This window comes from Listeria ivanovii subsp. ivanovii (assembly GCF_900187025.1).
Taxonomy (GTDB): domain Bacteria; phylum Bacillota; class Bacilli; order Lactobacillales; family Listeriaceae; genus Listeria; species Listeria ivanovii.
Map to the genome: position 1 here is coordinate 2,739,405 of NZ_LT906478.1, position 24,837 is coordinate 2,764,241.

The following is a 24,837-nucleotide window of genomic DNA, read 5'->3' on the forward strand; positions in this document are numbered from 1 at the left end:
AAAATTTTAATTTCCAGATAATTATTCTCATAATAAATATGAAAAAAGTCCTTACCAAAACCTTGGCAAGGACTTCTGAATTTATGCGCGCACTAAAACAGACTCCCCTCGCTAAAGTTTTGGCACTATGCAACGTAAAGAATATTCTTAGCCACATTATGGAAAGCCTTAATCCGACAATCCCTGTTCTACCCATTGGCGTCTTTGGACATTTTTGGGCAGTGGCCTGTGTTTGCATAGGAGCCTCACCTAACAGGCAAAACTAGATATTTATTATCGCTCTAATCGTCTACGATTTTAACATAGAAAATCCGAGCTCGCAAGACAATTTGTAAAATACTTAACTTTTATTTAACTTTTTGTAATTTATTTCAGTAATTTCAACAAAACATCTGCTAGTGCATCCGCAGTTGTCGTAATCGTTGGCGGACGTTTGTAAATATCATCGCGAACCTTTTCAACCATAATTAATAAAATAACACTATTTAAAATTAATGAAATCGCATCAGCTTCTTGGGTAGAATTTTTACTGGGGATAATTTCTTTTACTTTTTCATTAACCCGCTCGTATAAATATTCCACAATCGATGGATCGATAAATTCCATGTCTTTGCTGCCCATTTCCCGCACAGAAATCACCATGAAGTCCCGATACTTTTCATAAATATCCGAAATAAATTGACTTGCTTGACGTAAAAATATTTTTTCGCTTTCAAAATCTTTATCAAAAAACTGATTAATTTCTGCTTTCATACTCTCAAATTGGACTTCAAGTGTCATGTGAATCAAATTATCTTTATTCTTAAATTTTTTAAAAATAGTCGCTTCATTTATTCCTGCTGCTTCTGCTAATTGTCTAGTTGTAGAGCCTTTTATACCATTTTTGGCCATCATACAAAGTGTTGCATCCATGATGGTTTCATTTGTAATCATTCAAATACCTCCGTTCAACTAAGTAAGCACTTGCTTATATTCAGTATACCAAAAACAAGTCTTTTTGACAATTTAATTACAATTTGTATATACCATTTCTATCCTATGTGAAGTGTGTAATAATGAATGTAGAAGATTTTAAAAGAAGTGGAAGTGATTTACTATGCAAAAAACTAGAAAAGAACGGATTCTTGAAGCTTTACAAGATCAAAAGAAAAATAAAAAAAGCAAGAAACTCAAAACGGGGGCAACTATTGCTGGGGTTACTGCCATTGCAACTTCTATTACTGTCCCAGGAATTGAAGTAATCGTTCAAGCAGACGAGACAGCAACTATAAGCAACTCTGACAAGGCAACTAGTTCTACTACTTATAGCGTACAAAAGACTGCACTACGTTCTGGTGCAACAGTCCAAAGCTTTATCCAAACAATCCAAACTTCCTCTACAAAAATTGCTGCTGACAATGATTTATATGCTTCTGTCATGATTGCTCAAGCTATTTTAGAGAGCGCATACGGCACAAGTGAATTAGGATCTGCACCAAATTACAATTTATTCGGCATTAAAGGTGCTTACAATGGGCAATCTTATACCAAACAAACACTAGAAGACGATGGGAAAGGCAATTACTATACGATTACAGCTAAATTCAGAAAATATCCTTCCTATCACCAATCTCTAGAAGACTATGCTCGAGTTATCCGTAATGGTCCAAGTTGGAATCCAAATTATTATTCCAAAGTATGGAAAAGTAATACTAATTCTTATAAAGATGCAACAAAAGCCTTAACTGGAACATATGCCACTGATACAGCTTATGCAACCAAACTAAATAACCTTATCAGCACCTATAATCTGACTCAATATGATAAAGCTGGAAATTCAGCAGGTGGCTCTAATGCCTCTAATAGCAGTAATTCTAGTAGCACAACTTATACTGTTGTCAAAGGTGACTCACTTTGGAAAATTGCCAACAAGTACAAGGTCACCGTTGCTAATTTAAAATCTTGGAATAACCTTAAATCTGACAATATTTATATCGGACAAAAATTAAAAGTTAGCGCTTCTTCGTCTTCAAATAGCACGAATACTTCTAAGCCTAGCGCTAACACAAACAACAATAGTAATAGCAACACATCCAAACCTAGCTCAAGCGCCAGTGTCAAAACCTACACTGTCGTAAAAGGTGACTCGCTTTGGAAAATTGCCAATAAATATAAGGTCACCGTCGCTAACCTAAAAAGTTGGAACAGTCTTAAATCCGATAACATTAGGATTGGCCAAAAATTAAAAGTCAGTGCTCCGTCGACTTCAAGTAACACCAACACTTCCAAACCTAGCACAAACAAACCAAGTACTTCCGCGACTAAAACTCACACTGTCAAAAAAGGTGACTCACTTTGGTCGGTATCTAGACAATACAAAACAACTGTTGACAACATCAAATCGTGGAACAAATTGAAAGGTAACACAATTTATGTTGGACAGAAGTTGACGATAAAATAAAATGTTTCATGTGAAACATTTTTATTACTATCAGAAAAAGGATTTGATGATTCCCTCCAAGGGTAATTATCAAATCCATTTTTTCACATCGCTTCCTATCCTTATTATGAATGAATTTAATTATTCCAAACTAAGTAGGAGGAGCCTAATGCATACCCTACAGGAATCATTTTCCCAGATAAGGATGCCACCATACTTACTTTTCAGCATAGGCTGACTAATGTTCCCACGTCTACCTTTTATTTTTACACGTTGCACCGAACCACTGCTTAAATTTGCGATACTCCATGTACCATTAAATCCAGTTGCCTTAAATGGAGGATTTATGACAACGCTCCAATTTAATCGCTTTGGTTTATTAGAAACCCAAATGCTAAGTGTCCCAATTCGAGTTGGGACATTTAGCATTTTGCTTCTGATCTAATACTATACTATCTTCCGTACTACCAACTGATATAGACTTTTTAGTTGGTGGTTTTTCAGCGATGGCAGTCAAGGGGGGCGATAAAATTCCTAATCCTAACAATAACATAATTAATAAGCTAAGCAATTTTTTCATTAACCAAACACCCTTTTTTACTTTTTGTCTCTTTCTGCAGAGTATAATACAATAATCACATAAATAAATGCAAATGATTTCACAATCGGAAGGAGAATAAAATGAAATTTGCAAACTTGAGAGATAATATTGAGGAACTGCATACACTTTACACCTTTACAGACGCTAATTTTTTAAAATATTTCGGATTAACTTTTGATGAATTAATGGAAATTCAAGTAGATGATGAAAGGCACGGCAATTTGGTTGAAAAAAGCGTATTTTTAACAGAACCTTTTCGTGATAACGATGCGGATGTACGTCTAAAACATCTGATAGAAATATTACATGTTGAAAAGGAGTTTTCGTATCAAACAATTGCTATATATTCACAATTAGAAGAAGAGGATTTGATTAAGTATTTCGAAGGAACAGAAGAATTATCTAATGAACAAAAATTTAATTGTTGTAGCAGATTGACTCTTCTAGATATTTTTTCAAGTAATTGCCTATAGCCTTTAAAAAATTTAAGCGTATTGGACACTCGCCATAGATACCTTGAGGTACTTATTTATTGATACTATCAATAGAAAAAGCATTAAGCTATAGATTTTTATCCATAGCTTAATGCTTTTATACATTTCCGTTTGTTCGCCGTCACTCTCAATAAGTTTATTTACTTCCTTATGAGATACTACCTAAGGAGTGCTATTTATGCACATTAATTATAACATGAACCAATTAATTCTTCCAATGGATTTAGAAACGATGATTCCTGAAAATCATGTGTCACATATTATTCATCAACAAGTAGAAGAAATTCCTGAAATAGATGTCCGAAATTGGCAAACGACAGAAGACTGTCCAGCTGATGCTTTACACAATGTATCAGAAAGAGCGAAAGCTGGTACAAGTTCGCGTGCCAAGATAGTCACAATCCGCATCGAAAATCTGTCATTAAATTTTCGATACGGATTTTTCCACTTCAGAGATTCTATTATCTCATGCTTATTTTTAGGTCTCTAAAAATGATGGAAACCCTCCACAGGCATTACAAATACAGTTGCCCCGCCAACTTGAACTTCGATTGGGTATGGAACGTAGGTATCTACAGTAACTCCAAGGGAAGCAGATGGGGTCATCATTTGTTCGCGTGCTTTACAGTTTTCTTTAATGATTGCTAGGGCCTCTTCCACGCGTTCATCTTCTGTCCCGATGATGAATGTGGTGTTTCCGGCTTTTAAAAATCCACCCGTTGTAGCTAATTTTGTTGCGCCGAAATTGCCTTTTGTAAGTGCGTCAGACAAACGGTTGCTATCTTGGTCTTGAACAATCGCAAATATCAGTTTCAAAGAAATCAACCCTTCCTAAAAATCTATCTTTTTTCTATTATAGCAAACAAATCGGATTTTAAAGAGTGATATGCACCAAGGGTTATACGCATACTTCACACTGAATGTTAGTTTAATTTGCTTAAAATATCTGCTAAAATCACATCGGTAATTTCTTCTGGTGTTTTTGTTGCATCTACTCGCACAAAACGGTCTGGGAACATCGTGATAATTTTTTCATAACCAGCCTGTACTTTTTCGTGGTAAGTGACGTCTTCTCTATCAAGACGATTGACTTCACGGCCTTTATTTGCGGCGATCCTTGCTAAACCAACCTCAGCTGGGACATCTAAATAATAAGTACGGTCTGGTATCGTATCTTCAATCGCATATAGATTCACTTGCAGAACTTGTTCCATATCCATGTTACGCCCCGCACCTTGATAAGCAAGTGAGCTATCCATGAAACGATCACAAAGAACGGTTTTCCCTTCCTTTAAAGCTGGTCGAATTGTTTCAACGACATGTTGACGGCGAGCTCCCGCGATAAGAAGCACTTCGGTTTTCGGGTCCATTTCTTCATTGCCGATCCCTAAAACAATGTTTCTTACTTTTTCTGAAATTGGGCTGCCACCTGGTTCTCGGGTTTTTATGAAATCAATCCCCGCTTCTCCCATTTTTTTGGCAAGCAGTGTGCCAACAGTTGTTTTTCCAGAGCCATCAGGACCCTCTAGTGTAATAAAAATTGCTTTCATTTAGTTATTTCCTTTCTATTTTCATGTCACTTTATGTTTGATTATAGCATAAGTTAGCGAAAGACACGGATGTAATTTGTTGCTAGTTTTTCGCCGCCTTGATAGTGATGCTTTTGGATTTTTTTAAGTTCGCTAATGTGTTTTTTAGTTAAACGTTCACCGCGAATAATTGCCGGGATTCCTGGTGGATAAAGCGAAATTGTTTCAGCGGATATAAAACCTAGTGAATCATCTAATCGGATAAAATCAGTCGTGCGTATGTGCATTTCTTCATAAGTTAGAGCTAACTCAGTAGCACTAAAATCCGTCTTTTCTCGCGGAGATCCGTTTGCCGCTTTTTTCTCAGGAACGTAGATTCGACTGATGGGCGTGAAGTCTACTCCTTTTTTTATTAACGGTAAAATGAGTAATAGTTGCACCTCATCTGCGAGTTCAGGAAAGTACGAGCTTGCTTCAAAGATTTCTTGAAGTTCGTAGCCTGTGTAGCCTGGTTTTCGGACAATTATTTTCAGTGGATCATCAGGTAAAATAACGTCGAATTTATTTTTAGTCAGCCATTTTATCCATCTAGCACGCATTTTCCAGAAAGCTTCAACATCTGCTTCTGAGTAGGTTGCGACATATTTTCTAGCTGCATCAAGTGACGCCATAATAAGATAGGACGGGCTGCTTGTTTGGAACACTTGGAGGTAATAATCGAGCTTCTCAAAAATCGGCAAATCATTGACGATGTGCAAATAAGAACCCATTGTTAACGCCGGTAAAGTCTTGTGTGCCGATTGAACCACAATGTCAGCACCAAGCTTCACCGCGCTTTTTGGAAACTCAGAACTTGTTAGAAAATGGGCTCCGTGCGCTTCGTCGACAAATACTACTGCGCCAAATTGGTGGGCGATTTGAATACATTTTTGCAAATTAAAAATCGTTCCATAATAACTTGGATATGTAAAAATACATAGTTTTACATTTGAATGCTTATGTAAGGTTTCTGCTACCAACTCAGGTGTCACACCATTTGCTACACCAGTCTCCCCATGGATTTGGGGGGTTAGAAAAATTGGTTCTCCTCCCGCCAGCTCGATTCCATGTAAAATTGATTTATGCGCATCTCTTGGCACTAACACTTTCTCTCCGCGCCTTAAAGTCGTCATAATGACTGCTAAGTTTCCCGCACTTGTACCATTAACAAGGAAGTGGCTTTTTTTCACCCTATAACAATCAGCAAGTAACGTCTCTGCTTCTAAAATCACATCTTCCGCATGGTGCAAGTCATCCATTCCGGTAATTTCTGTTACATCCCATTTTAATAATTTTTGCCATACATCTGGATAGATGGCTCCCCCTTTATGGCCAGGTACGTGAAGTGATATCGGGCAAGACTTGGCATGCGCATCTAACCGTTCCACTAAAGGCATTTTAGATTGATTCCACATGACGAACGCTCCTTTTTAAATTCTCTTTTACCATTGTACCATTTTGCTTGATTTATAACACTTTCTTGCAGTTTTAAAGCGTTTTCATTTTAGAAGAGGTATATTTTGTCAATAGAAATGCATAAAATATGTTGATAGAAAAAATAAGAAGAGACCATCCTCTCTTCTTACGATTAGTCAAGCAATGTACCTCATAAGCATCTAGGTATTGTAAACATAGAAAATTAAGCCTGTTCCTTTTCCATTTTAAAAAAAGGAGGCAGACTGTTATAACAAACAGCCTGTCCGTAATCATGTTTATAGGAGCCAAATTCAAAGATACGGAATAAATTTTGTTTAAAAAAGGGTTGCTATTACACCCAATACTGTCGGTCTTCTTGTAGTTTAGTTCTCCTAGTTCATTATTAATAATGAACTATTTCGACAATTTATTATCATTATGGTAGTGTTAAAAAGAAACTACAAATAGAAAGAGGTAAGAGGTATGCAACCAAAGAAAATCGGGAAAATTATTTTAGCACCTTTGCTCACTACTGCACTTGTAACTGCGCCACTGCTTTCTCCTATGTATAGCGACAGCAAACGAAATCTCGGCATCAGAAGAAACTCTGCTTCCAGTTCTATCGCTTGAAGAAGCTGTATCAGGGAACACGCCTGATGAATTTTTAGTTCGTGATACTATGCCAGCACCCCGTTCGCCAATGCTTCGTAGTGCTACGCTAGGCTATGAAAAATGGACCCTTAAATCTCAAGTTAAACTAAAAACCAATACATTTATTGGTTGGCACCCAGAATTTAAAGTTTTTCGTTACAACGTTAAAGGCTATTACTTTAGCTCAACACAATTTGCTAAGATGACGGTAAGTTTAGGGTATGGCCCTATTTCCATAAGTATGGACTAGACCAGCTATTTATGGAGACACATACAAGAATACGTATAAAGTTAAAAAATACAATGGTGCAAATATTCTAACCGGTACATCTACAAAATATACTAGCACAGTTAAGAAAGATTACATTCTGGCAAAAAATAAATAACCAAGAAGCTCTGGCATGAATAAAAAATTAATAATCTTGATTGTATGTATTGTTGCTCTCGTAATAGCGGGAGTCCTCATCTACAATAGCACTCAGAGCAAAAAGGTTGCTTCATTGATTAGGGTCGAAGATACTAATTTTGTACCTACCAATGAACCAGCTGGTAAAGCTACTGTTGGGGCTCTTATTGGACAAGTAGATAAGAAGCTAAATAGCGAATCAACGCCTACAAAAAATAATGAGTCCAATTCTTTGGATGTGGGGACCAAACTCTATAAGCTTATTGGAGATAATCAATCCGCTAAAGCCATTGTATACGAAGAAGACGGTTCTAAGTATATCGCACGAGAGAACGTTATAATTAAATAGTAAGACAACAGCACCTTACAGTTTATGCATTGACTTGATAAAGTAAAAATGAAATAAAAGCACTCTTGATTAGACTGTTTATTTTCTGAAATTCACAGGAGACTGATAGCCTAATTTTTATTGGATTCTTTTTCATTATAATATTTAATGTAATCTTTTACCATTGGGATTACAATAGATTTAGCATGTTAATATGCTTGTTTAGGCAGAATAAGGCTGGGACATAAGGTAATCTAACGATCGTCTAGTATTCCAGCTTTTTTCGTGATATCCAAAAATAGCACACTTTGTTAAAATTAAAGTACCAACAAAGCAGTGCTATTTATGTACATCAATTAATTTTTCCAATGGATTTAGAAACGATGAATCCTTAAAAGTCTAGAAAACTGGAATGGCAACCTTTATGAGTAAAGAAAATGTCACGAATCATCTCATTAAGTGTGTCATTTTCAAGTTCCAGATTAGAAGGCATATGGTGAAGAAACTTATAATACACAGAACGAGACACACCCAAATACTGATAACCTCTTTTAATAGGTACCTTCTCCAGATGATTTTTAATATAACTGAAGATTAATCGTGGTTTTGCTTGAGAAAATCCTGGAACTTTTTTAAGGTATCTAGCTCCTCTTTGAGCCTTATATTTTCTTTTTCAAGGCGTTTTGTTTCTTTCAGAGCAGAAAATTCACCGCTCCCATTTCCTGAAAAAGCTCGTTCTCCGTACTTTTCATATTCTAAAATCCAGCGATAAAGGACATTTTCATGAACCTTTAGTTGTTTGGAGACAAAACGAACAGGATGCGTATCTTTAAGAATAAGTGTAACAGCTTGAAACTTAAACTCTTTAGAATAACTTTTTTGTCATAGTGATGATCCTTTCGCAAATTCGCTTATTTTAACTGTCTACTTAAATATGACCCTTCCACTCTTTGTCAAAAAAATAAGCAACGAATAAATCCCTTATGCATTACCTATGATAGTCTGCCAATGTACAATAAAACTTGCAACAACGTTTTAGCTTTCTAGTAAAGGGAAATGGAGATAATAGGAATATTTTAAAGGAGGTTTTTTGTCAGATGAAGAAGATTCTTAACGGTACAGATCAAGTAGTAGAACAAATGGTGGAAGGTTTAGTTAAATCGCACACAGATATTGTTCACCGTGTCGAAGGAACTCGTGTCATTGCAAGAAATGATAAACGTTCAGGCAAAGTAGGACTAGTAAGCGGTGGAGGTTCTGGCCACGAGCCGGCTCATGCTGGTTATGTAGGTCGCGGAATGCTCTCTGCGGCTGTTTGCGGCGACGTTTTCACTTCCCCAACCCCGGACCAAATTTATGAAGGTATCAAAGCCGCTGACCAAGGAGCTGGCGTACTTTTAATTGTAAAAAATTATACTGGTGACGTAATGAATTTCGAAATGGCGGCTGATTTAGCGGACGCCGAGGATATAAAAGTAGAACAAATTGTCGTGGATGATGATATCGCTGTGGAAGATAGTACTTTCACAACAGGACGTCGCGGGGTTGCAGGGACGGTTCTTGTGCATAAAATTGTCGGAGCCGCAGCAGAAGCAGGCGCCTCACTTGATGAACTAAAAGCACTCGGTGAAAAAGTGATTTCTGCTATCAAAACGCTTGGTGTCGCATTATCTCCATGTACGGTTCCTGAGGTCGGACATCCAGGATTTGAGCTTGGGGACGATGAAATTGAACTAGGAATTGGTATCCACGGCGAACCTGGCTTTACTAAAGAAAAAATTATGCCCTCTGCAAGCCTAGCTAAACAACTTTATGATCGAATCGCGACTGAGAGCAAACTCATTTCGGGTGATAAAGTCGTTGTGTTAGTCAATGGAATGGGCGCAACTCCACTAATGGAGCAATATGTTTTCGCAAATGATGTTCATGAACTTTTGAAAAACGCAGGTGTCAGTGTCGAAAAAACACTCGTTGGAGATTATATGACATCGCTTGAAATGGCCGGACTATCTCTAACCATTTTGAAATTAGAAGATGAAAAGTGGGTCGATATGCTGAAACTTCCTGTTGAAACTATTGCTTGGTAAAAAGATTTGGAGGAATAAATAATGACATATGATAAAGATTGGGCGCTTCGTTGGTTAAATGATTTCGGCGAACGTGTACAAGAGAATAAACAGTTACTAAGTGATCTCGACCAAGCGATTGGCGACGGAGACCACGGTATTAATATGGCACGTGGTTTAAGTGAACTAAAAAAAGCTTTTGCCGACAAAGAACCTAGCGACTTGAAAGATGTTTTCAAGACTGCTGGAATGACAATGGTCAGTAAAGTTGGTGGTGCTTCGGGACCGCTTTATGGGACAGCCTTTTTGAATATGAGCAAAGCAGTTGATTCAGATACGATTGATTCAGTTGGCTTAACGAAAGTCATTGAAGCTGGGCTAGAAGGTATTGAAAAACGTGGCAAATCGCACGCTGATGAAAAAACGATGATTGATGTTTGGGAGCCGGTTGTTCATGCGCTTCATCAAGAAGACTTAACAGATGATGTGGTCGATGCTGCCTTACAAAAAACGAAAGACTTAAAAGCAACTAAAGGACGTGCAAGCTACCTTGGTGAACGTTCGATTGGACACCTTGATCCTGGCGCTTATTCTTCGGCACTACTATTTCACGCAATGCTTCAAACGGAGGTGAACTGATGCGATGGCAAAACCATATGGCGTTGTAATTATTTCCCACTCCAAAGATGTTGCTAAAGGAGTTCACGATATTATTAAAGAAATCGCCCCAGATGTTTCAATTACCCATGCAGGAGGAACAGATGATGGTCGAATTGGCACGAGTTTTGATACGGTGAATGAAGCGATTGAACAAAACGAATCCGATAAAGTCTACACTTTTTATGACCTTGGAAGTGCCAAAATGAATATTGAAACAGTAGAAGAAATTAGCGATAAAGAAATTATTCTTTTCAATGCTCCGATTCTTGAAGGTGCTTATGCAACTGCTGCTCAAATTCAAATGGACGAAAAACCCGAAGTAATTGCAGCAAATTTGAAGACGATTGAGATTAAATAGAGTTAGCTTAAATGATTGCATGGTTATTTTCAACTTAGAATAATGACAATAAATAGTTATCCTCAAAAAGTATAAATATTTTTGGGGATAACTTTTATAACTATTACAGCTTTATCTTACAATAATATAAAAACGATTGATTTTTAAATTTATTTATCTTTTCATCATAGCAAAAAAACAGCATTTATAGTAATACGATTTTATGAATTGCTTTAAGCTTTACTTCAGTATGATATTTTACTTATTGCTCAAAATTCGATTGTTTAGGACATTCTCGCATCTTAACAAAATAATAAGTTGCTGCACCAAACAGGAATAATACTAACACAAGTAAAAATGAACTACTAACCAAATTAACATCTTGTCCCTGTATCATTTCTACAGAAGAAGCCGAAGTATTAAACAATTTAGAAGTAATTAAGAGCATTAAATTCGTGAAATCTATTCCTCCTAAATTAGGTATTAAAAGCATATAAAGCAATAACATAATAATACTAAAAACATGTGACTTTAATAAAAAAGTTATTAGAAAAACTGCTAATCCTACAATAAATAGACTAATTAACTCGTATAACAATTGTTTTGGCAATAGATTAATAAAAGAAACTGTACTATTTGTCTTTATCTGGAAAATAATATTAAATAACTTTTGAATAACTATGGATAATATTGTTACATTAATTATAGAAAATATAGTAATTAAAAACAATGAAATCAATTTGCTGAAAAAATAATTTCTAAAATCACTGTATAATAATTGTGTTTTTAACGTCCCATTCTTATAGTCTATAATTGCAACATATGCAAAATAAATACCTAAAATAATAGGTAAAAATAATAACGCAGACGATGTAAAAAATTGATTAGGTGCGTTTAACGGAGCTAAAGCATTTTTAGCCGCTATATATCGGAAATAGTCATATTTTAAAATGTTACTTATCTCTTCTAAATTTCCGTCATTTTTAACAGTTAAATCTTCTTTCAAAGCTTGCTCTAAAGAGATTCCATCTTTTTCATACATCTTTTGCGTTTCGCTGAGTCGATGTTCTCTCGATGTCAAAACATTCATTTGAGTATATGTTGAGAGTACACATAAACCAAGCAAGGTTAAAAATAATAGTAAAATATATTTCGACTTATATTGACAGTAAAGTTCTCTCTTTACTTGATGAAATAATACTTTCATACACATCCTCCAAATTATGATTTTCTCCAACAAATGTTATCGTTTTTTTGTTGATAATTAGAGCATTATCAAGAATGTCTGAATGAAAATCCAACTGATGTCCACAAGAGAGGATAATCATTTTCTTTTTACATTCGCATAAAAGTGTTTTTATTTTACTAGCATTATCTATATCTAATCCATTTGATATTTCATCGAGTACTAATAATTGAGAATTTCGTAATACTGCAATCAGTATAGCCACAATTTTGCGCTGACCTAAAGATAATGTTTTGACTTTCTTTTTCCTATCAATAGATACATAAGAATGGAAAAATCTTTTTTGGTCGTCATTCAAATTTTTTTCAAAAATATTAGTATATTATCTTCTATAGAAAGGTGTGTATATAGCTGTTCAGTATCAAAAACAGCTGCCACATTTTTTGTATTAATGGAAATATCTCCTTCAAATCTTTCAAACCCCAACAAACAATTAAAAAAAGTGGTTTTTCCAGATCCATTTTTCCCCATAAAATAATAGTAACCATTTTTTATAATTGTTAGATTTACGTTTTCAAATACATGGTTTTTTTTGTAACTTTTACTAAAATTCTTGATTGTTATCAATAAAATTCATCTCCTAAAAACCCTTCCACTCAAACGTGGAAGGATTAAAATACGCTTACTTTTTATATGCACTACCATTTGATTTTAGACGATAATAGTCACTTCGATCAGTTGATCCAATAGCAAGGTCCCCTAACTTAGATGGCAAGCCGATTTTATAAGTCTTTGTTCCTCTATAATCTTTATATCCAGTGCCATTTTGATAATTACTAATTCCTCTCTTTTTAATTAAATTAGGAAAGATATAGCCTGATTCTTGCCATTTATTATTTTCTTTTACTGTAGAACCATTATACTTAAAGCTGATGAAATCTTTACACCATGCAGCAGGTCCACCTCTTTTATAAGAAAAAGTTTTGTTCTTATATGCTGCAGCACGCACTAAACGAACTCCAGTTTCATTGTTAGATTCAGTTACCTCTTCAACACCTACAGAATCAATTTGGGCAATTGCTTGCTCCGGTGAAATATCAACGGGATTATTAACTTCACTAGCTTTGATTGTGTTTGGTATTGCTAAAAATAAAGATAATAATAAAACAATTGACACGACTTCATACTTTTTCATAATCATTTTCTCCCTTATGTATATTCTAAAATATAAAATTATTATAACATTTTTATTTTATGTATAATAAATGATGAAATAAAATGGCTAATTAGTATACTAAACTACTTATTTTTAAATAATTCCCCCTATTTTTCAATTCAAATTGAATTTTATCATATCAATAGAAACAATTCGAGTTGTTTTTTTGCTTATATACAGAAATTCATGCAATAATTTTAAAAAAATTCACAAAAAATTCACAAAAAATTCACATTTAAAGACTACAAACTTCTTAAAACGTTAACTATTTCACTTACTCATTCATAAAATGTTTTTTCTATGTATACCTTATTATTTTTATACATTCACAATCAATAAATTTGCTAAAGTTAGTATAAATATTAATTATAATTTTTCTGCTATACAAAAATTGCTCCCTTCATTGGACCCAGTACAGAGAAACAAACTTGTTTTTAGTCTAATCATCCATGATATAATTATCTAAAATTACAGTTAGGAATGGAAACTATGAATATTCTAATAAAAATACGCGAACTAAACAATTTAACTAATAGCGAAAAAGAACTTGCTGACTATATTTTAGCTAATCCTAAACAAACGTTACAATTCAAGCCTAAAGAACTAGCTACCGCGGCCTTTATTTCTACGACAACCATTTATCGTTTAATCAACAAATTAGGGATAAATGGCATCGGTGAATTAAAAATCGAAATCGCCTCTAGTTTACGAGAAACGACCGCAGAAAAAGAAATTAATTATGATTATCCCATTTTAGAGTCGGATACCCCTTTTCAAATAATGACGAATTTGCGCCAAATTTATAACAGTACGATTGATGAAACATTAAATAATGCTGACCCGGAAGAATTAGTAGCCATTGGCGCGAAATTAATGAATGCCAAAGTAATTGATATTTATGCTGCCTCTGCAAATTTATTTTTCGCGAAAAATTTCCAATTTCAAATGCAGGAAGTTGGGATTTTAGTTAATGTTCCGGAAGAGGATTATATTCAAAGACTCTCCGCAGCAAATAGCGATGAAAATCACGTGGCACTGGTTGTTTCTTACGGTGGTAGAAGCGAAACATTACAAAAAGTAGTGCAGATTTTATCCGAGAACGATGTCCCAATTATTTTAATTACTTCGATGCAAGACAACCCACTCGTTAAGTTTGCCACCCATAAAATTTATATGGCATCTGCCGAAAATCATTACAACAAAGTTTCTTCCTTTTCAACAAGACAATCTCTTCTTAGCATTTTTGACACGATTTACTCCGTTATCTTTAACTACAATTATGAAAAAAATATTCAATATAAAATGACTAATTACCAAAAAATGAATACTGATTTGATATAAATTTTACAAAAAAGCGTTCGATTTCCCGATTGTTTGAAAAAAAGCTTTCAATCTTTCTTGATTCCGCCCCCTACTCACTTTTGAATGATACAATAAAGAAAAAAAGGAGTTATCACATGACTATCGAAGCGATTATTTTAGACATTGACGGTACACTACTCAGCGATAATAAAGAAATTACTCCGACAACAAAAAAAGCGCTTATTACCGCACAACAAAATGGAGTTAAATTAATTCTCGCATCTGGAAGACCAACAACAGCAATGCATCTTTATGCAGAGCAATTAGAAATGGATAAATACCACGGTTTCCTCGTTTCATACAACGGTGCCAAAGTGATTGATTGCCAAACAAACGAAGAACTATTCAGCCAAGCGCTCACTGTGACGGAAGGAAAAGCTGTACTCGAGCATATGAAGCAATTCGATGTGAAAGTGATGATTGATAAAGACGACTATATGTATGTAAATAATGTATTCGATTCTTTTGTGCCTTATCGCGGCGAAGAAATCAATATTATTGAGTACGAATCCCGCGGCGGAAACTTTAAATTATGTGAAAAGGATGACTTAGCTGCTTTCTTGGATTATCCAATTAGCAAAATATTGACGGCCGGAGATCCAGCGTATTTACAAGAAAATTATCAAGCCATGATGGAGCCTTTCAAAGAGTCCTTCAATTGTGTATTCACCGCAGACTTCTACTTTGAATTTACCGCACAAGGTATTGATAAAGCGAAGGCGTTAGATACTGTTTTAAAACCAATAGGAATTAGTACCGAGAACTTAATTGCTTTTGGGGATGGTCATAATGATATTACGATGGTACGTTATGCCCGAACAGGAGTTGCTATGAGTAATGCTGTATCAGAATTAAAAGAAGTTGCTGATCTCATAACTTTATCCAATAATGAAGACGGCATTGCCCATATGCTTACTAGTCTTATTTCCAATTAATAGAAGTAACTAAAAAAGCCGGGTTAAAAATCGGAATCAATCAGATTTTTAATCTGGCTTTAGCTTATTTAGATTGCCTACTTAAAAAAACCAAACTTTTTTAAATAGGGAACGGAGCAATCTTTTGTATAAATAAACTGATTTTGAAGTACTTTCCGTTCATTTTCTTCGAGTTCTTTCATGTAATCTGGACCGATGTTCTTTATTAAACGCTCTTTAATCTTTTTGTGCAATAATGGTCTACGTAATGCGTCATGGGCATCCGTAGCAATCAAATGAACCAATTGATTTTCCAGAAAAAGTTCGCTTGCTTTTTTGGGTTTTTTTCCGAATTTACCAGCCAAGCTTGACCATGTAAGTTGCGTCAAAGCACCCTGCATGACAAATTGATATAGACGATATGGATTATTAATAAATTCCAAATTTCTTTCTGGATGGGCAATAATCGGCACATAACCAGCCATTTGTATATCTGCAAATAATTGTGTTGCAAATGCAGGAACTCCTTGCGTTGGAAACTCAATAAGTGCATATCGGCTGTCAGCGAGCGTGGCTAAATCTCCAGTTTCTAATCCTGCAATAATTTCACCATGTATCCGGATTTCCTGTCCTACATGAATTGTAAGATCAATAGCAGCTGCTTTTATTAATTTATTCAGTTTGGCTACACGTTCCATGATATCCGGACGAAGATTAAAATAATCGCCCTTCAAATGATGAGGGGTTGCGATAATATCTGTAAATCCTTCTGCGACCGCTTGCCTCGCCATAGTTAAGCTAACTGTCTCTGTTGTTGGTCCATCATCTACTTGGCTTATAATATGACAATGTATATCAATCATACTTTTCCTTCCTTTTGTTTACTAATCTCTTTGCCGGAACTCCTACATATGTCTGATATGCAGCTGTATCTCTAGTAACTACTGCTCCGGCACCAATAGTAGAATAATCGCCTAAACTAACTTGAGGGGTAACAACTGCTGCTGCTCCAACATGAACACATACCCCAATTTTGACACCTCCAGTAATCGTTGCTCTCGGTGAAATGTGGGCATATTCATCAATAATTACATCATGTTCAATAATCGCAGCTGTATTCACAATCACATGCTTTCTAATTATTGCAGCTGGTTGAATGATGGCATGGGGCATAACAATACTTCCTTGTTCAAGAACTGATTTTTGCGAAATAACCGCTGTTGGATGAATAATCGTTGCATAAGAGACATTTCCTAATTTCTCAGCTATAGTTGCTCGGATGTTATTATTGCCAATTGCGATAAACCAGTATACGTCATCTGCCTTATACTTCTCATAGTCGGTAAATGGAGCACGAAATTGTTCATCCACTTTTTCGTAGGTTGTGTAATTATTATCTAATGTACCAATGATTGTATATTCTTTTTGCTGCATCAGACATTCTTGTACTACTTTACTATGTCCGCCGTCTCCAACTAGGATGACTTGCTTCACGATAATACGCTCCTTTTAAGCGGCCACATTGGTACGCTTTATTAGCTATTTTTTCTAGCACGTAAAGTAGCTGCTAGACAGATGAGTAGTCCAAGTCCTACTAACGGTTGTGAAGACTGATGCTCTCCTGTTTTTGGTAATTTTTTGACTGGTGCTTTCTTCGTTGTTTTTGGTTTACTTTCTTTAACTGGCTTACCACTCTCTTTAATGATCGGTTTTATTGGTTTATTTGGATTTGTTTTTTCAGTTGGTGTTATTTTTTCAAGAACTGTTATTTGTACTGTAACCACGGTGCTTTCGTTTACGCTGTTGGTTACTTTATAGGTAACTTCATATTTACCTGGAGTCGTGTTGTCTACTTCATTTTTGATAATTTTGATTTTGTTTGTGATATCTCCGTCTTTGGCATCTTTTGCGCTGACTTCTGCCATTGGATCAAACTCATCACCAACGTATATGGTATGGTTTTTTGCTTCGATCACTGGTTTACTTAGCACGGTTACTTCGATTGTTTTCGTTGTGCTTTCGTTTACGCTGTTGGTTACTTTATAGGTAACTTCATATTTGCCTGGAGTGGTGTTGTCTACTTCATTTTTGATAATTTCAATTTTGTTTGTGATATCTCCGTCTTTGGCATCTTTTGCGCTGACTTCTGCCATTGGATCAAACTCATCACCAACGTATATGGTATGGTTTTTTGCTTCGATCACTGGTTTACTTAGCACGGTTACTTCGATTGTTTTTGTTGTGCTTTCGTTTACGCTGTTGGTTACTTTATAGGTAACTTCATATTTGCCTGGAGTGGTGTTGTCTACTTCATTTTTGATAATTTCGATTTTGTTTGTGATGTCTCCGTCTTTGGCATCAGTTGCTTCCACATCTTCTCTAGGATTATACGTGTCACCTACATAGATGGTTTTATCACTCGCTGTAATTATAGGTTTTCCTGTGACGGTAACGGTAATTGTTTTTGTGGTTTTCTTAGCAGATACATTTGGTGTGAAATCCAATTTTCCTAATGTTTTTAACAATGCGTCCCGATACGTAACTTTACCAGTGTCAATGAGTGAAATTTTTGTATTGGCATTTGCTGGGAGTACGCCACTTACTTCATACGTCACGTGGTAGGTGCCCGGCTGACTTGTGTTTACATCATTTGCAGTTACGCGGATGTTTGTTGTTAAATTAGTGGATGCAGTGTCAGTCGCTGTTGGATTTACAGTTTGAATCGGGTCAAAAGCAGCTCCTTCAGATAGTGTTATATTCTGCGCGGTAATTGCCGGTGTACTACTAACAGGTACTTTTCCAGTAACGTCAAAAGTAACGGTGTATTCTCCTTCTGGTAAAGCATCTAGGTTCCATGTTAATGTTTGATTTGTAAAGATAGGTTCTTGATATGGTGCAGGAATTGTTATTGTTTGGCCTACTTTATTTTTCACTTTTGCGCTACCGTTTACATAGGTTTGGCCAGCACTTACTTTTTCTGAAATGCTTAATTGATCGTTTAGATTAGTTTGAATAATATCTTTTACTGCAGTAGCAAAATCTTCAATCGAGTCATCGTTATTATTCATATTGAAGAAAAACTCGCTACGAGAAACAAAATTTGGCACGTTTGTATTGATGTAGTTATTGTAGTTATTATATAGACCCGTACCCCATTCATTTTCTAGTGCTGTTTTATTTTGCCATAATCCAAAAGATGTCAAGTAGCCCGCAGAAGCAATATTATTTAGTGCTGCATTAATACCTGTTGTTGGACCAAGTAGCTGCACCATTGATGTGCTTGGTGTTAATGCTTCTCCGTTGATGTCCCCATTTGGGAATCCGTCCGTTACAACAAGAAAGAGTGTTTCACGATTTGCTTCTTTTACTGGGTTGTTTGCTTGGTAATCTTCTAAAGCTTTTTGAATCCCGTAAGCTGTTGGTGTTCCGTTACCATACAGTTGGTTTGTAGTCACATTATCAATCATTGCTTTTGTATTTGTAATCGAATCTGTCATATCATTTTTATTAATAACATTAAAGAATTCATTATATTCACCTGAATTTTGTACATCTAGTGTTGTTTTAGGATCATTGTAAATTGGTAAGTGAGTATCAGTAGATTTGATTGATGTATAACCGATGAACTGTGAACGGTCAATTATCGGATCCATTAAGTCTATCGCTTCTTTTAGCTGGCGTGCCACGTTTGGATATTCTGCACGGAAGCTACCTGATAAATCTTGCAGAATGACTAAATCTAGTTTCTTTTCTCGAGATGTTTTACTCACTGGTATGCTAATGGTATTTGTTGAAGTATCTCCCGCAACATTTGTTTTTACGACCTCATGTGTTGCCGTCTCGGCACTAACGGCACTTGGGAAATTAGCTCCCAATATGAGTAAGATAAGTACTATTTTAACTATTTTTTTCATATTTTCCTCCCTTTATTACAGTATTTATATATAAATCTGCAGCTCTCCCAAACCCACAGATGTAATTTATAATTATATGTAACACCAGATCTTCTAAAAAGATGGAGGTGTCTATTAATATGTGCCCTTACAGATTTCTTTCAATATATCGCAAACATAATTGATTTCATTATCTGTAAGTTGCGTTCCAGATGGTAAACACAATCCTTTTTGGAATAAATAATCTGCATTACTTTGTTCCTCATTTTCTTGGTAATACAGGACTTCTTGAAATAATGGCTGGGTGTGCATTGGTTTCCACAACCGCCTACTTTCTATGCCCTTTGCTGCTAATTGTTCCATCGTTTTTCCCGGGTTTATTTGATCTAGAAGAACGGTTGTTAACCAGCGATTGCTAAAAGTTGCTTCCCACTCGGCTAAAAAAGTGATGCCCGCATAATCCTCAAAGACCCCTTCATAGGTTTTGTATACTGCTCGTTTCTTTCTAATTCGCTCTTCTAAAACTTCTAATTGAGCAATTCCGATGCCAGCTAATATATTACTAAGACGATAATTGAAACCAACTTCGCTATGAGAATAATATGGTGCTATTTCTTTTGCTTGAGATGCTAAATAGCGCGCTTTTTCAATATGGTTAGCATCGTTAGAAACGAGTGCACCACCACCAGACCTTGTGATAATTTTGTTTCCGTTAAAAGAATATATTCCAAATGCTCCGATAGTTCCTAGCTTTTGTCCTTTATAAGTGGAGCCCAGTGCTTCTGCTGCGCCTTCGATAACTGGAATTTCATAATGATTTGCTATTTCCATAATTTCGTCCATTTTGCAGCTCTGACCGTACAAATGCACCACGATAATTGCTCTCGGCAGTTTATTTTGGGCTGCGGCTTCTTTTAACCCTTTCGCGAGCGCAATTGGACTCATTCCCCATGTATCAGTTTCTGCATCAATGAAGACAGGGGTTGCTCCGATATAAATGGCTGGATTAATACTCGCAACAAAAGTTAATGTAGAGCAAAACACTGTGTCACCTGGTTCTACTTTTAAAAGTGTCAAGGCTAGATGAATTGCACTCGTCCCAGAACTAGTGGCTAAAACGGCTTCAGAACCAGTATATGTGGCTAAGCCTGCTTCAAATTGATCAACGTTTGGTCCAAGTGGCGCTATCCAATTTGTATTAAAAGCTTTTTGAATGTAGATTTGCTCATTCCCGCTCATATGCGGGACTGCTAGTGGTATTTGTTTCATATAAACTTTCCTTTCGCGGAGTTAAGCCGGTGAATTTGGACATCGTTACATGGCTATCTTGGGAAATACCATCTTGATAAGCTACTTTATAAATGGTTAATAGAACAATTTTAAAATCTAATCGGAGCGTTTGGGACCTAACATACTCGCAATCAAAAGCGAATTTTTCTTCCCAACTTAAGCTATTCCGCCCTTTAACTTGTGCAAGTCCTGTGATTCCCGGCAAAACAGTTAAGCGCTTCTGTTGTTCCTTTGTATAAAGCTGGTTGTATTCTAGTGGTAAAGGACGTGGACCAATAAAGCTCATCTCCCCTTTTACAATATTAAGAAGTTGTGGTAGCTCATCTAAACTTAGCTTTCGAAGTAGATTCCCGTACTTTGTTAAGCGTTCTGCATCAGGAAGAAGTTTTCCATTTTCGTCAAGCCGTGTCCTCATCGACTTTAACTTATAAATAGCGAAAGGAAGACCATTTTTCCCCGCACGTTGACTTACATAGATAGATTTCTCTCGATACAAGCCATAAAAGATGCTACTGCAAAATAAAATAATTGGTGTTGCCAAAATAAGTAACAATAATGCCATCCAAAAATCTACCCAGCGTTTCAATAAGCCCACTCCTTATATTTGTTAATCGTCTGCCAAACTCGATGTGCAATTTGGTTTACGTCATATTTTTTTGCTAATTGTTGTGATGCTTTACTAGCTTGGTTCCAGCTTCGATAATCAGCCGCTAAATGTTCCACGTATCTACAATAAGCTTCTTCATCTGCGTGATTAAATCCTTTTCCAGCACCACTCGCTTCTAAGACTTGCTTTTGCCAACCTTGATAATTCAACACTACTGGCAAATCGCATGCTAGAAAATCAAAAAATTTATTGGCGCTATTATCCCATAAAATCGGCTCATCTTTAACAAGCATTGTCCCCATTTGACATTGAGATATAATTTGAAGCGTTTCTTTTTTTGATTTTGTATCTAAAATCCGAACATTAGAGAGCTTCTTGGTATTTAGTTGTGCTTGGATTTTCTGTTTTTCTGAACCATCGCCTATTAGTAAAAAATGGATAGCGGTATTATGTTGAAGTCTTTCTGCACAAGATAGAAGGTAGTCAACCCCATTCACAAGCCCCATAGCGCCTGGATGAACTACCACAAACTTATCATTCATCCAGTTTTTCAACTCGATGTCTTCCAGCGGTGTTTTATTACTCTCCTGAACAAGGGAGCGATTTGCAAAGTTTTCCGCGACCGTTATTTTGCCATCCGGTATCTTTTTTTGCAGCAAATTCTGTCGCATTCCTTCTGATAAGACAATAATTGCTGTTGCTTCGGTGTAAATCTTCATTTCCAGCCATTTTAATACCTGAATCAGTCGAGCATTTCGAATAATACCTAATTGGATTGGTACGTCTGGCCACACATCGCGCACTTCAAAAACAAACGGTTTTCGCTTCCATTTACTTAAAATCAAGCCGACAAGTCCAACTGTTAACGGTGTTGATGTTGCATATATTTGATCAATATTTTTCTCTCGAACTCCAAGAATAATACTTCGCAGGAAAAAATGAATAAAAGCTAGTATTCGTCTAACTTTTGACATTTTTTGGTTATATTTAGTCCGCGTTGATTTTACAATTAGCCCCTCTTTTGTTATATGAGAATCGCCTTGACCGCTTATCATAACTACTTTGGCACCCTGCGCTAAAAAATATTTAGATAGTTCATATGACCTTGTAGCGCCTTTATTTTCTTCGTAATGTTGGTGAATATAAAGTAATTTCATATGGTATCCCCTCGAAAAAGTATTTGATACGTTTGCAAAAGTTTCTTCGCTTCTATTTCCCAATTATAATGAGTACCATGTGCAGACCTGCCATTTATCACAAAATCCCGGTACTTTTCTTGTTCATTTAAAAGAATCGCTATCTTATCTGCTATCCCCGACACATCTAAAACACTTACAGGGATTCCGCTTCCACTATCCGTCATTAATTCACACCAAAGAGGAAAATCAGAAGCAACATACGGTAACCCAAAAGACATATATTCAAAAAGTTTCGTTGGCAGGGATCTCAAATAATTTGGCTCTGGATGAAGAAGCGCCAGCCCAATATGAGATTTTTTATAATATTGATTTAAGCTTTCCAAATCAAGTCGTCCTTTTAATTGCACAATACTTTCTAGATGATGTAATTTCGTATACGCGCTACTCCACTCAGTAAGTCGTTCTGGGACTTGACCGATAATAAACATTTGAAAAACACATCCACGTTCATGCAAAATCCTAGCTAACTCAAGCATCTCTTTAAAGCCGCGAATTTCATGAATAGCACCTGCATAAATTAGTGTCGGCACCGGATACTTTGCTTCATCATCCAACTGCTTATTCAAAAAAGGGTAGTTCAATATATCTGTTTTCATTGTGGAAATGTCAAGGTAATTTTCTTTATAGTATTTCTCTGCAAACAAAAGCAGATCCACTTTAGCTAGCTGTTTTTTCTCATAGCGCGCCAAATATTTCATCCAACTAGTTGGTATTGGAATCCCTTTTAGTCGCTTACTTTTTAACGCAGCAGGAAAATCTTCATGCATATCAAAAATAATCTTTGCAGTGGTTATTTTTTTCATACGTGGCACTAAAAATAACAACTCCGGGTCATGCAAATGTACTGCATCCGGCTGCTTCTGCTTTACTTCTTTCAAAAAATAGCGCCATGTTGAGTATCTTCTTGCTAAATTTCTTTTTGGCAATAAAGTTATTGTTAGTCCTGGATGCTCTGGCAATACATTTGTTTGTCCCTCAACGGCATAATAATTCACCTGGTAGCCAGCCCGAAGTAAGGTTAATACCTCTTTATGATAAACACGCGGATCATTCCAAGGGTGAACGGAACTTAAAACGATGATTTTCTTCATAAAGCGGATCCCCCTTCCTTTCTGTTGCTAAAAAATAATTGATAATAAAAGCTAATAAAATCCCGTGAGTCAGTATGCTTGTAATTAATGAAGTGTCAACTAGACTCCAAGCCGGCATTGCCATAAGTATCGTGCTCACAATAAAATTCCGATGCTCAGAAAGGCTATCATAAAGATATAAAATCCCCATAAGGAGCACACTAAAACTAATAATTCCTGCATAGCCAAAATTCGCAAAACCATCTGCCCAAATATTTGCATTTGCAGCCAAATCCACCCGCCCAAAATAATGCTCTCCAATTAAAAATGGTGGTAATTTATCGTACGGATAGGACATAAATGGCGATAAAATACTGTGCGAGAGATATACTTTTGGATTAACAGAAAAAAAATCAAAGTAGTAACTAAGCAGTAATCCTGGTGTAATTAACATCCGCCGAACGAATAAAGAAGTATATTCAGCGCTTTCCGTTAAGACATCTAGCCCCATCGCTAAGAATACTAACGCCGTAACACCATAAACAAAATAAAGCACAAAATGACGCCCATTGTTTCGTAAACAAAAGATAATTCCTAAAATAAAAATACTAGATAAGGCGATGCTCTTTTGTCCAGTGATAGAAAAAATAAACAGTTGCCCCAACACACCAATACAAATCAACCATTTATTTTTACTCACAAATCCTAATGCTAAAAATAACGCATTCACAATTTTTGATTGCCAATTAATCGCATATCCCGAGAAACGATTCACCTGATCTCGGTAAGCTTCCCGTAAATCATACACATCATCAACCTTCGAAAAGTTAAAATGAATACCGAATGTCTGCACAATAATTCCCCATAACGAAAATGAAAATATAGTGACAAACAGCAGTACCACCTGCTTTTTGACTTTTATATAGTACACGGGTATTAGTTTAAAATCCGCTGTTATATAAATTAAAATTAAGCAGAATAATAAAACAGATTTTAAAAGGAGAATCTCATCAAAGTTGTTAATACGTACGTAATCAGGAACAAGCATTGCTGGTACATAAACCATCATATATAATATCCAGTAGACAATTCGTGATGGTCTATAAGCATGTGTGTTTGACCAAAGAAGCGGGACAAAGACAAATAGCAAAGAA

The 24,837-nt window shown here is 35.9% G+C and carries 25 protein-coding genes, 2 pseudogenes and 1 riboswitch; of the genes and pseudogenes, 9 read left to right on the top strand and 18 right to left on the bottom strand.

Annotated features, from left to right (window positions below; genetic code table 11):
• Window positions 1-97: 97 nt before the first annotated feature.
• Window positions 98-264: riboswitch (M-box (ykoK) riboswitch) on the bottom strand.
• A gap of 102 nt (window positions 265-366) precedes the next feature.
• The gene (locus tag CKV67_RS13675) at window positions 367-933 is read right to left on the bottom strand and encodes a TetR/AcrR family transcriptional regulator (protein WP_014093869.1); all 567 of its coding nucleotides are present in this window, start codon (window positions 931-933) and stop codon (window positions 367-369) included.
• A 163-nt stretch (window positions 934-1,096) separates the two neighbouring features.
• Between CKV67_RS13675 and CKV67_RS13680 the strand changes: the two genes are divergently transcribed.
• From CKV67_RS13680 to CKV67_RS13695, 3 genes are all read left to right on the top strand, one after another.
• The gene (locus CKV67_RS13680) at window positions 1,097-2,440 is read left to right on the top strand and encodes a LysM peptidoglycan-binding domain-containing protein (protein ID WP_014093870.1); all 1,344 of its coding nucleotides are present in this window, start codon (window positions 1,097-1,099) and stop codon (window positions 2,438-2,440) included.
• A gap of 660 nt (window positions 2,441-3,100) precedes the next feature.
• Window positions 3,101-3,493, top strand: coding sequence for an HTH domain-containing protein (locus CKV67_RS13690; RefSeq protein WP_014093872.1), 393 nt, complete (start codon window positions 3,101-3,103; stop codon window positions 3,491-3,493).
• Between the two features lie 199 nt (window positions 3,494-3,692).
• The gene (locus tag CKV67_RS13695) at window positions 3,693-4,004 is read left to right on the top strand and encodes a hypothetical protein (RefSeq protein WP_014093873.1); all 312 of its coding nucleotides are present in this window, start codon (window positions 3,693-3,695) and stop codon (window positions 4,002-4,004) included.
• Here the strand turns inward: CKV67_RS13695 and CKV67_RS13700 are convergent.
• The 3 genes from CKV67_RS13700 to CKV67_RS13710 all read right to left on the bottom strand — a co-directional run bounded on the left by CKV67_RS13700 (window position 4,001) and on the right by CKV67_RS13710 (window position 6,497).
• On the bottom strand, window positions 4,001-4,330 hold the full coding sequence (locus CKV67_RS13700) for a cyclic di-AMP receptor DarA (protein WP_003721005.1): 330 nt from the start codon (window positions 4,328-4,330) through the stop codon (window positions 4,001-4,003). The genes CKV67_RS13695 and CKV67_RS13700 overlap by 4 nt on opposite strands.
• Before the next feature lie 107 nt (window positions 4,331-4,437).
• Complete coding sequence (tmk, locus tag CKV67_RS13705) at window positions 4,438-5,064, bottom strand: dTMP kinase (RefSeq protein WP_014093875.1); 627 nt, start codon at window positions 5,062-5,064, stop codon at window positions 4,438-4,440.
• Between the two features lie 53 nt (window positions 5,065-5,117).
• Window positions 5,118-6,497, bottom strand: a complete 1,380-nt coding sequence (locus CKV67_RS13710) for an aminotransferase class I/II-fold pyridoxal phosphate-dependent enzyme (protein ID WP_014093876.1) — start codon at window positions 6,495-6,497, stop codon at window positions 5,118-5,120.
• Between the two features lie 1,053 nt (window positions 6,498-7,550).
• Between CKV67_RS13710 and CKV67_RS13720 the strand changes: the two genes are divergently transcribed.
• On the top strand, window positions 7,551-7,904 hold the full coding sequence (locus tag CKV67_RS13720) for a hypothetical protein (RefSeq protein WP_014093877.1): 354 nt from the start codon (window positions 7,551-7,553) through the stop codon (window positions 7,902-7,904).
• Window positions 7,905-7,982: 78 nt separating this feature from the next.
• On the opposite strand, the pseudogene CKV67_RS15035 reads toward CKV67_RS13720, so the two are convergent.
• A pseudogene (locus CKV67_RS15035) lies at window positions 7,983-8,092 on the bottom strand (IS3 family transposase); the annotation flags it as partial.
• 385 nt (window positions 8,093-8,477) lie between these two features.
• Window positions 8,478-8,750, bottom strand: a pseudogene (locus CKV67_RS15040) (transposase); the annotation flags it as partial.
• A gap of 230 nt (window positions 8,751-8,980) precedes the next feature.
• Here CKV67_RS15040 and dhaK1 point away from each other — a divergent pair.
• The 3 genes from dhaK1 to dhaM1 are packed head-to-tail and all read left to right on the top strand — an operon-like array spanning window position 8,981 to window position 10,967.
• Window positions 8,981-9,970, top strand: a complete 990-nt coding sequence (gene dhaK1, locus CKV67_RS13730) for a dihydroxyacetone kinase subunit DhaK1 (RefSeq protein WP_014093878.1) — start codon at window positions 8,981-8,983, stop codon at window positions 9,968-9,970.
• 21 nt (window positions 9,971-9,991) lie between these two features.
• Entirely contained in the window at window positions 9,992-10,588 is a 597-nt protein-coding gene (gene dhaL1, locus CKV67_RS13735) for a dihydroxyacetone kinase ADP-binding subunit DhaL1 (RefSeq protein WP_014093879.1), read from the top strand.
• Between the two features lie 4 nt (window positions 10,589-10,592).
• A complete protein-coding gene (dhaM1, locus tag CKV67_RS13740; RefSeq protein ID WP_014093880.1) occupies window positions 10,593-10,967 on the top strand; it encodes a dihydroxyacetone kinase phosphoryl donor subunit DhaM1 in 375 nt (124 codons plus the stop codon).
• Between the two features lie 241 nt (window positions 10,968-11,208).
• Here the strand turns inward: dhaM1 and CKV67_RS13745 are convergent, their stop codons facing one another.
• Genes CKV67_RS13745 through CKV67_RS13760 form a run of 4 tightly spaced genes read right to left on the bottom strand, consistent with a single transcriptional unit; the run spans window position 11,209 to window position 13,327 of the window.
• A complete protein-coding gene (locus CKV67_RS13745) occupies window positions 11,209-12,153 on the bottom strand; it encodes an ABC transporter permease (RefSeq protein ID WP_014093881.1) in 945 nt (314 codons plus the stop codon).
• Window positions 12,104-12,490: an ATP-binding cassette domain-containing protein gene (locus CKV67_RS13750; protein WP_025280120.1), complete on the bottom strand. Its 387-nt coding sequence runs from the start codon at window positions 12,488-12,490 to the stop codon at window positions 12,104-12,106. The genes CKV67_RS13745 and CKV67_RS13750 overlap by 50 nt, the downstream gene beginning before the upstream one ends.
• Window positions 12,487-12,759, bottom strand: a complete 273-nt coding sequence (locus CKV67_RS14895) for an ATP-binding cassette domain-containing protein (protein WP_025280121.1) — start codon at window positions 12,757-12,759, stop codon at window positions 12,487-12,489. Before CKV67_RS14895 ends, CKV67_RS13750 begins: the two co-directional genes overlap by 4 nt.
• A gap of 55 nt (window positions 12,760-12,814) precedes the next feature.
• Window positions 12,815-13,327: a hypothetical protein gene (locus CKV67_RS13760; protein WP_014093882.1), complete on the bottom strand. Its 513-nt coding sequence runs from the start codon at window positions 13,325-13,327 to the stop codon at window positions 12,815-12,817.
• A gap of 510 nt (window positions 13,328-13,837) precedes the next feature.
• On the opposite strand from CKV67_RS13760, the gene CKV67_RS13765 reads away from it, so the two are divergent.
• Complete coding sequence (locus tag CKV67_RS13765; RefSeq protein WP_014093883.1) at window positions 13,838-14,689, top strand: MurR/RpiR family transcriptional regulator; 852 nt, start codon at window positions 13,838-13,840, stop codon at window positions 14,687-14,689.
• Between the two features lie 116 nt (window positions 14,690-14,805).
• Window positions 14,806-15,645, top strand: coding sequence for a Cof-type HAD-IIB family hydrolase (locus CKV67_RS13770; RefSeq protein WP_025280122.1), 840 nt, complete (start codon window positions 14,806-14,808; stop codon window positions 15,643-15,645).
• Window positions 15,646-15,722: 77 nt separating this feature from the next.
• Here the strand turns inward: CKV67_RS13770 and CKV67_RS13775 are convergent, their stop codons facing one another.
• The 8 genes from CKV67_RS13775 to CKV67_RS13810 form a co-directional block, all read right to left on the bottom strand.
• Window positions 15,723-16,487, bottom strand: coding sequence for a tyrosine-protein phosphatase (locus CKV67_RS13775; RefSeq protein ID WP_025280123.1), 765 nt, complete (start codon window positions 16,485-16,487; stop codon window positions 15,723-15,725).
• On the bottom strand, window positions 16,480-17,118 hold the full coding sequence (locus CKV67_RS13780) for an acetyltransferase (protein ID WP_014093886.1): 639 nt from the start codon (window positions 17,116-17,118) through the stop codon (window positions 16,480-16,482). Before CKV67_RS13780 ends, CKV67_RS13775 begins: the two co-directional genes overlap by 8 nt.
• A gap of 41 nt (window positions 17,119-17,159) precedes the next feature.
• Entirely contained in the window at window positions 17,160-19,538 is a 2,379-nt protein-coding gene (locus CKV67_RS13785) for an immunoglobulin-like domain-containing protein (RefSeq protein WP_014093887.1), read from the bottom strand.
• Window positions 19,539-19,652: 114 nt separating this feature from the next.
• Window positions 19,653-20,786, bottom strand: coding sequence for an aminotransferase class I/II-fold pyridoxal phosphate-dependent enzyme (locus CKV67_RS13790; protein ID WP_014093888.1), 1,134 nt, complete (start codon window positions 20,784-20,786; stop codon window positions 19,653-19,655).
• A complete protein-coding gene (locus tag CKV67_RS13795) occupies window positions 20,743-21,393 on the bottom strand; it encodes a sugar transferase (protein ID WP_014093889.1) in 651 nt (216 codons plus the stop codon). Before CKV67_RS13795 ends, CKV67_RS13790 begins: the two co-directional genes overlap by 44 nt.
• On the bottom strand, window positions 21,390-22,571 hold the full coding sequence (locus CKV67_RS13800) for a glycosyltransferase family 4 protein (RefSeq protein WP_014093890.1): 1,182 nt from the start codon (window positions 22,569-22,571) through the stop codon (window positions 21,390-21,392). The genes CKV67_RS13795 and CKV67_RS13800 overlap by 4 nt, the downstream gene beginning before the upstream one ends.
• Window positions 22,568-23,704, bottom strand: a complete 1,137-nt coding sequence (locus CKV67_RS13805; RefSeq protein ID WP_014093891.1) for a glycosyltransferase — start codon at window positions 23,702-23,704, stop codon at window positions 22,568-22,570. Before CKV67_RS13805 ends, CKV67_RS13800 begins: the two co-directional genes overlap by 4 nt.
• Window positions 23,661-24,536: a hypothetical protein gene (locus CKV67_RS13810; protein WP_139581190.1), complete on the bottom strand. Its 876-nt coding sequence runs from the start codon at window positions 24,534-24,536 to the stop codon at window positions 23,661-23,663. Before CKV67_RS13810 ends, CKV67_RS13805 begins: the two co-directional genes overlap by 44 nt.
• Window positions 24,537-24,837: the final 301 nt, after the last annotated feature.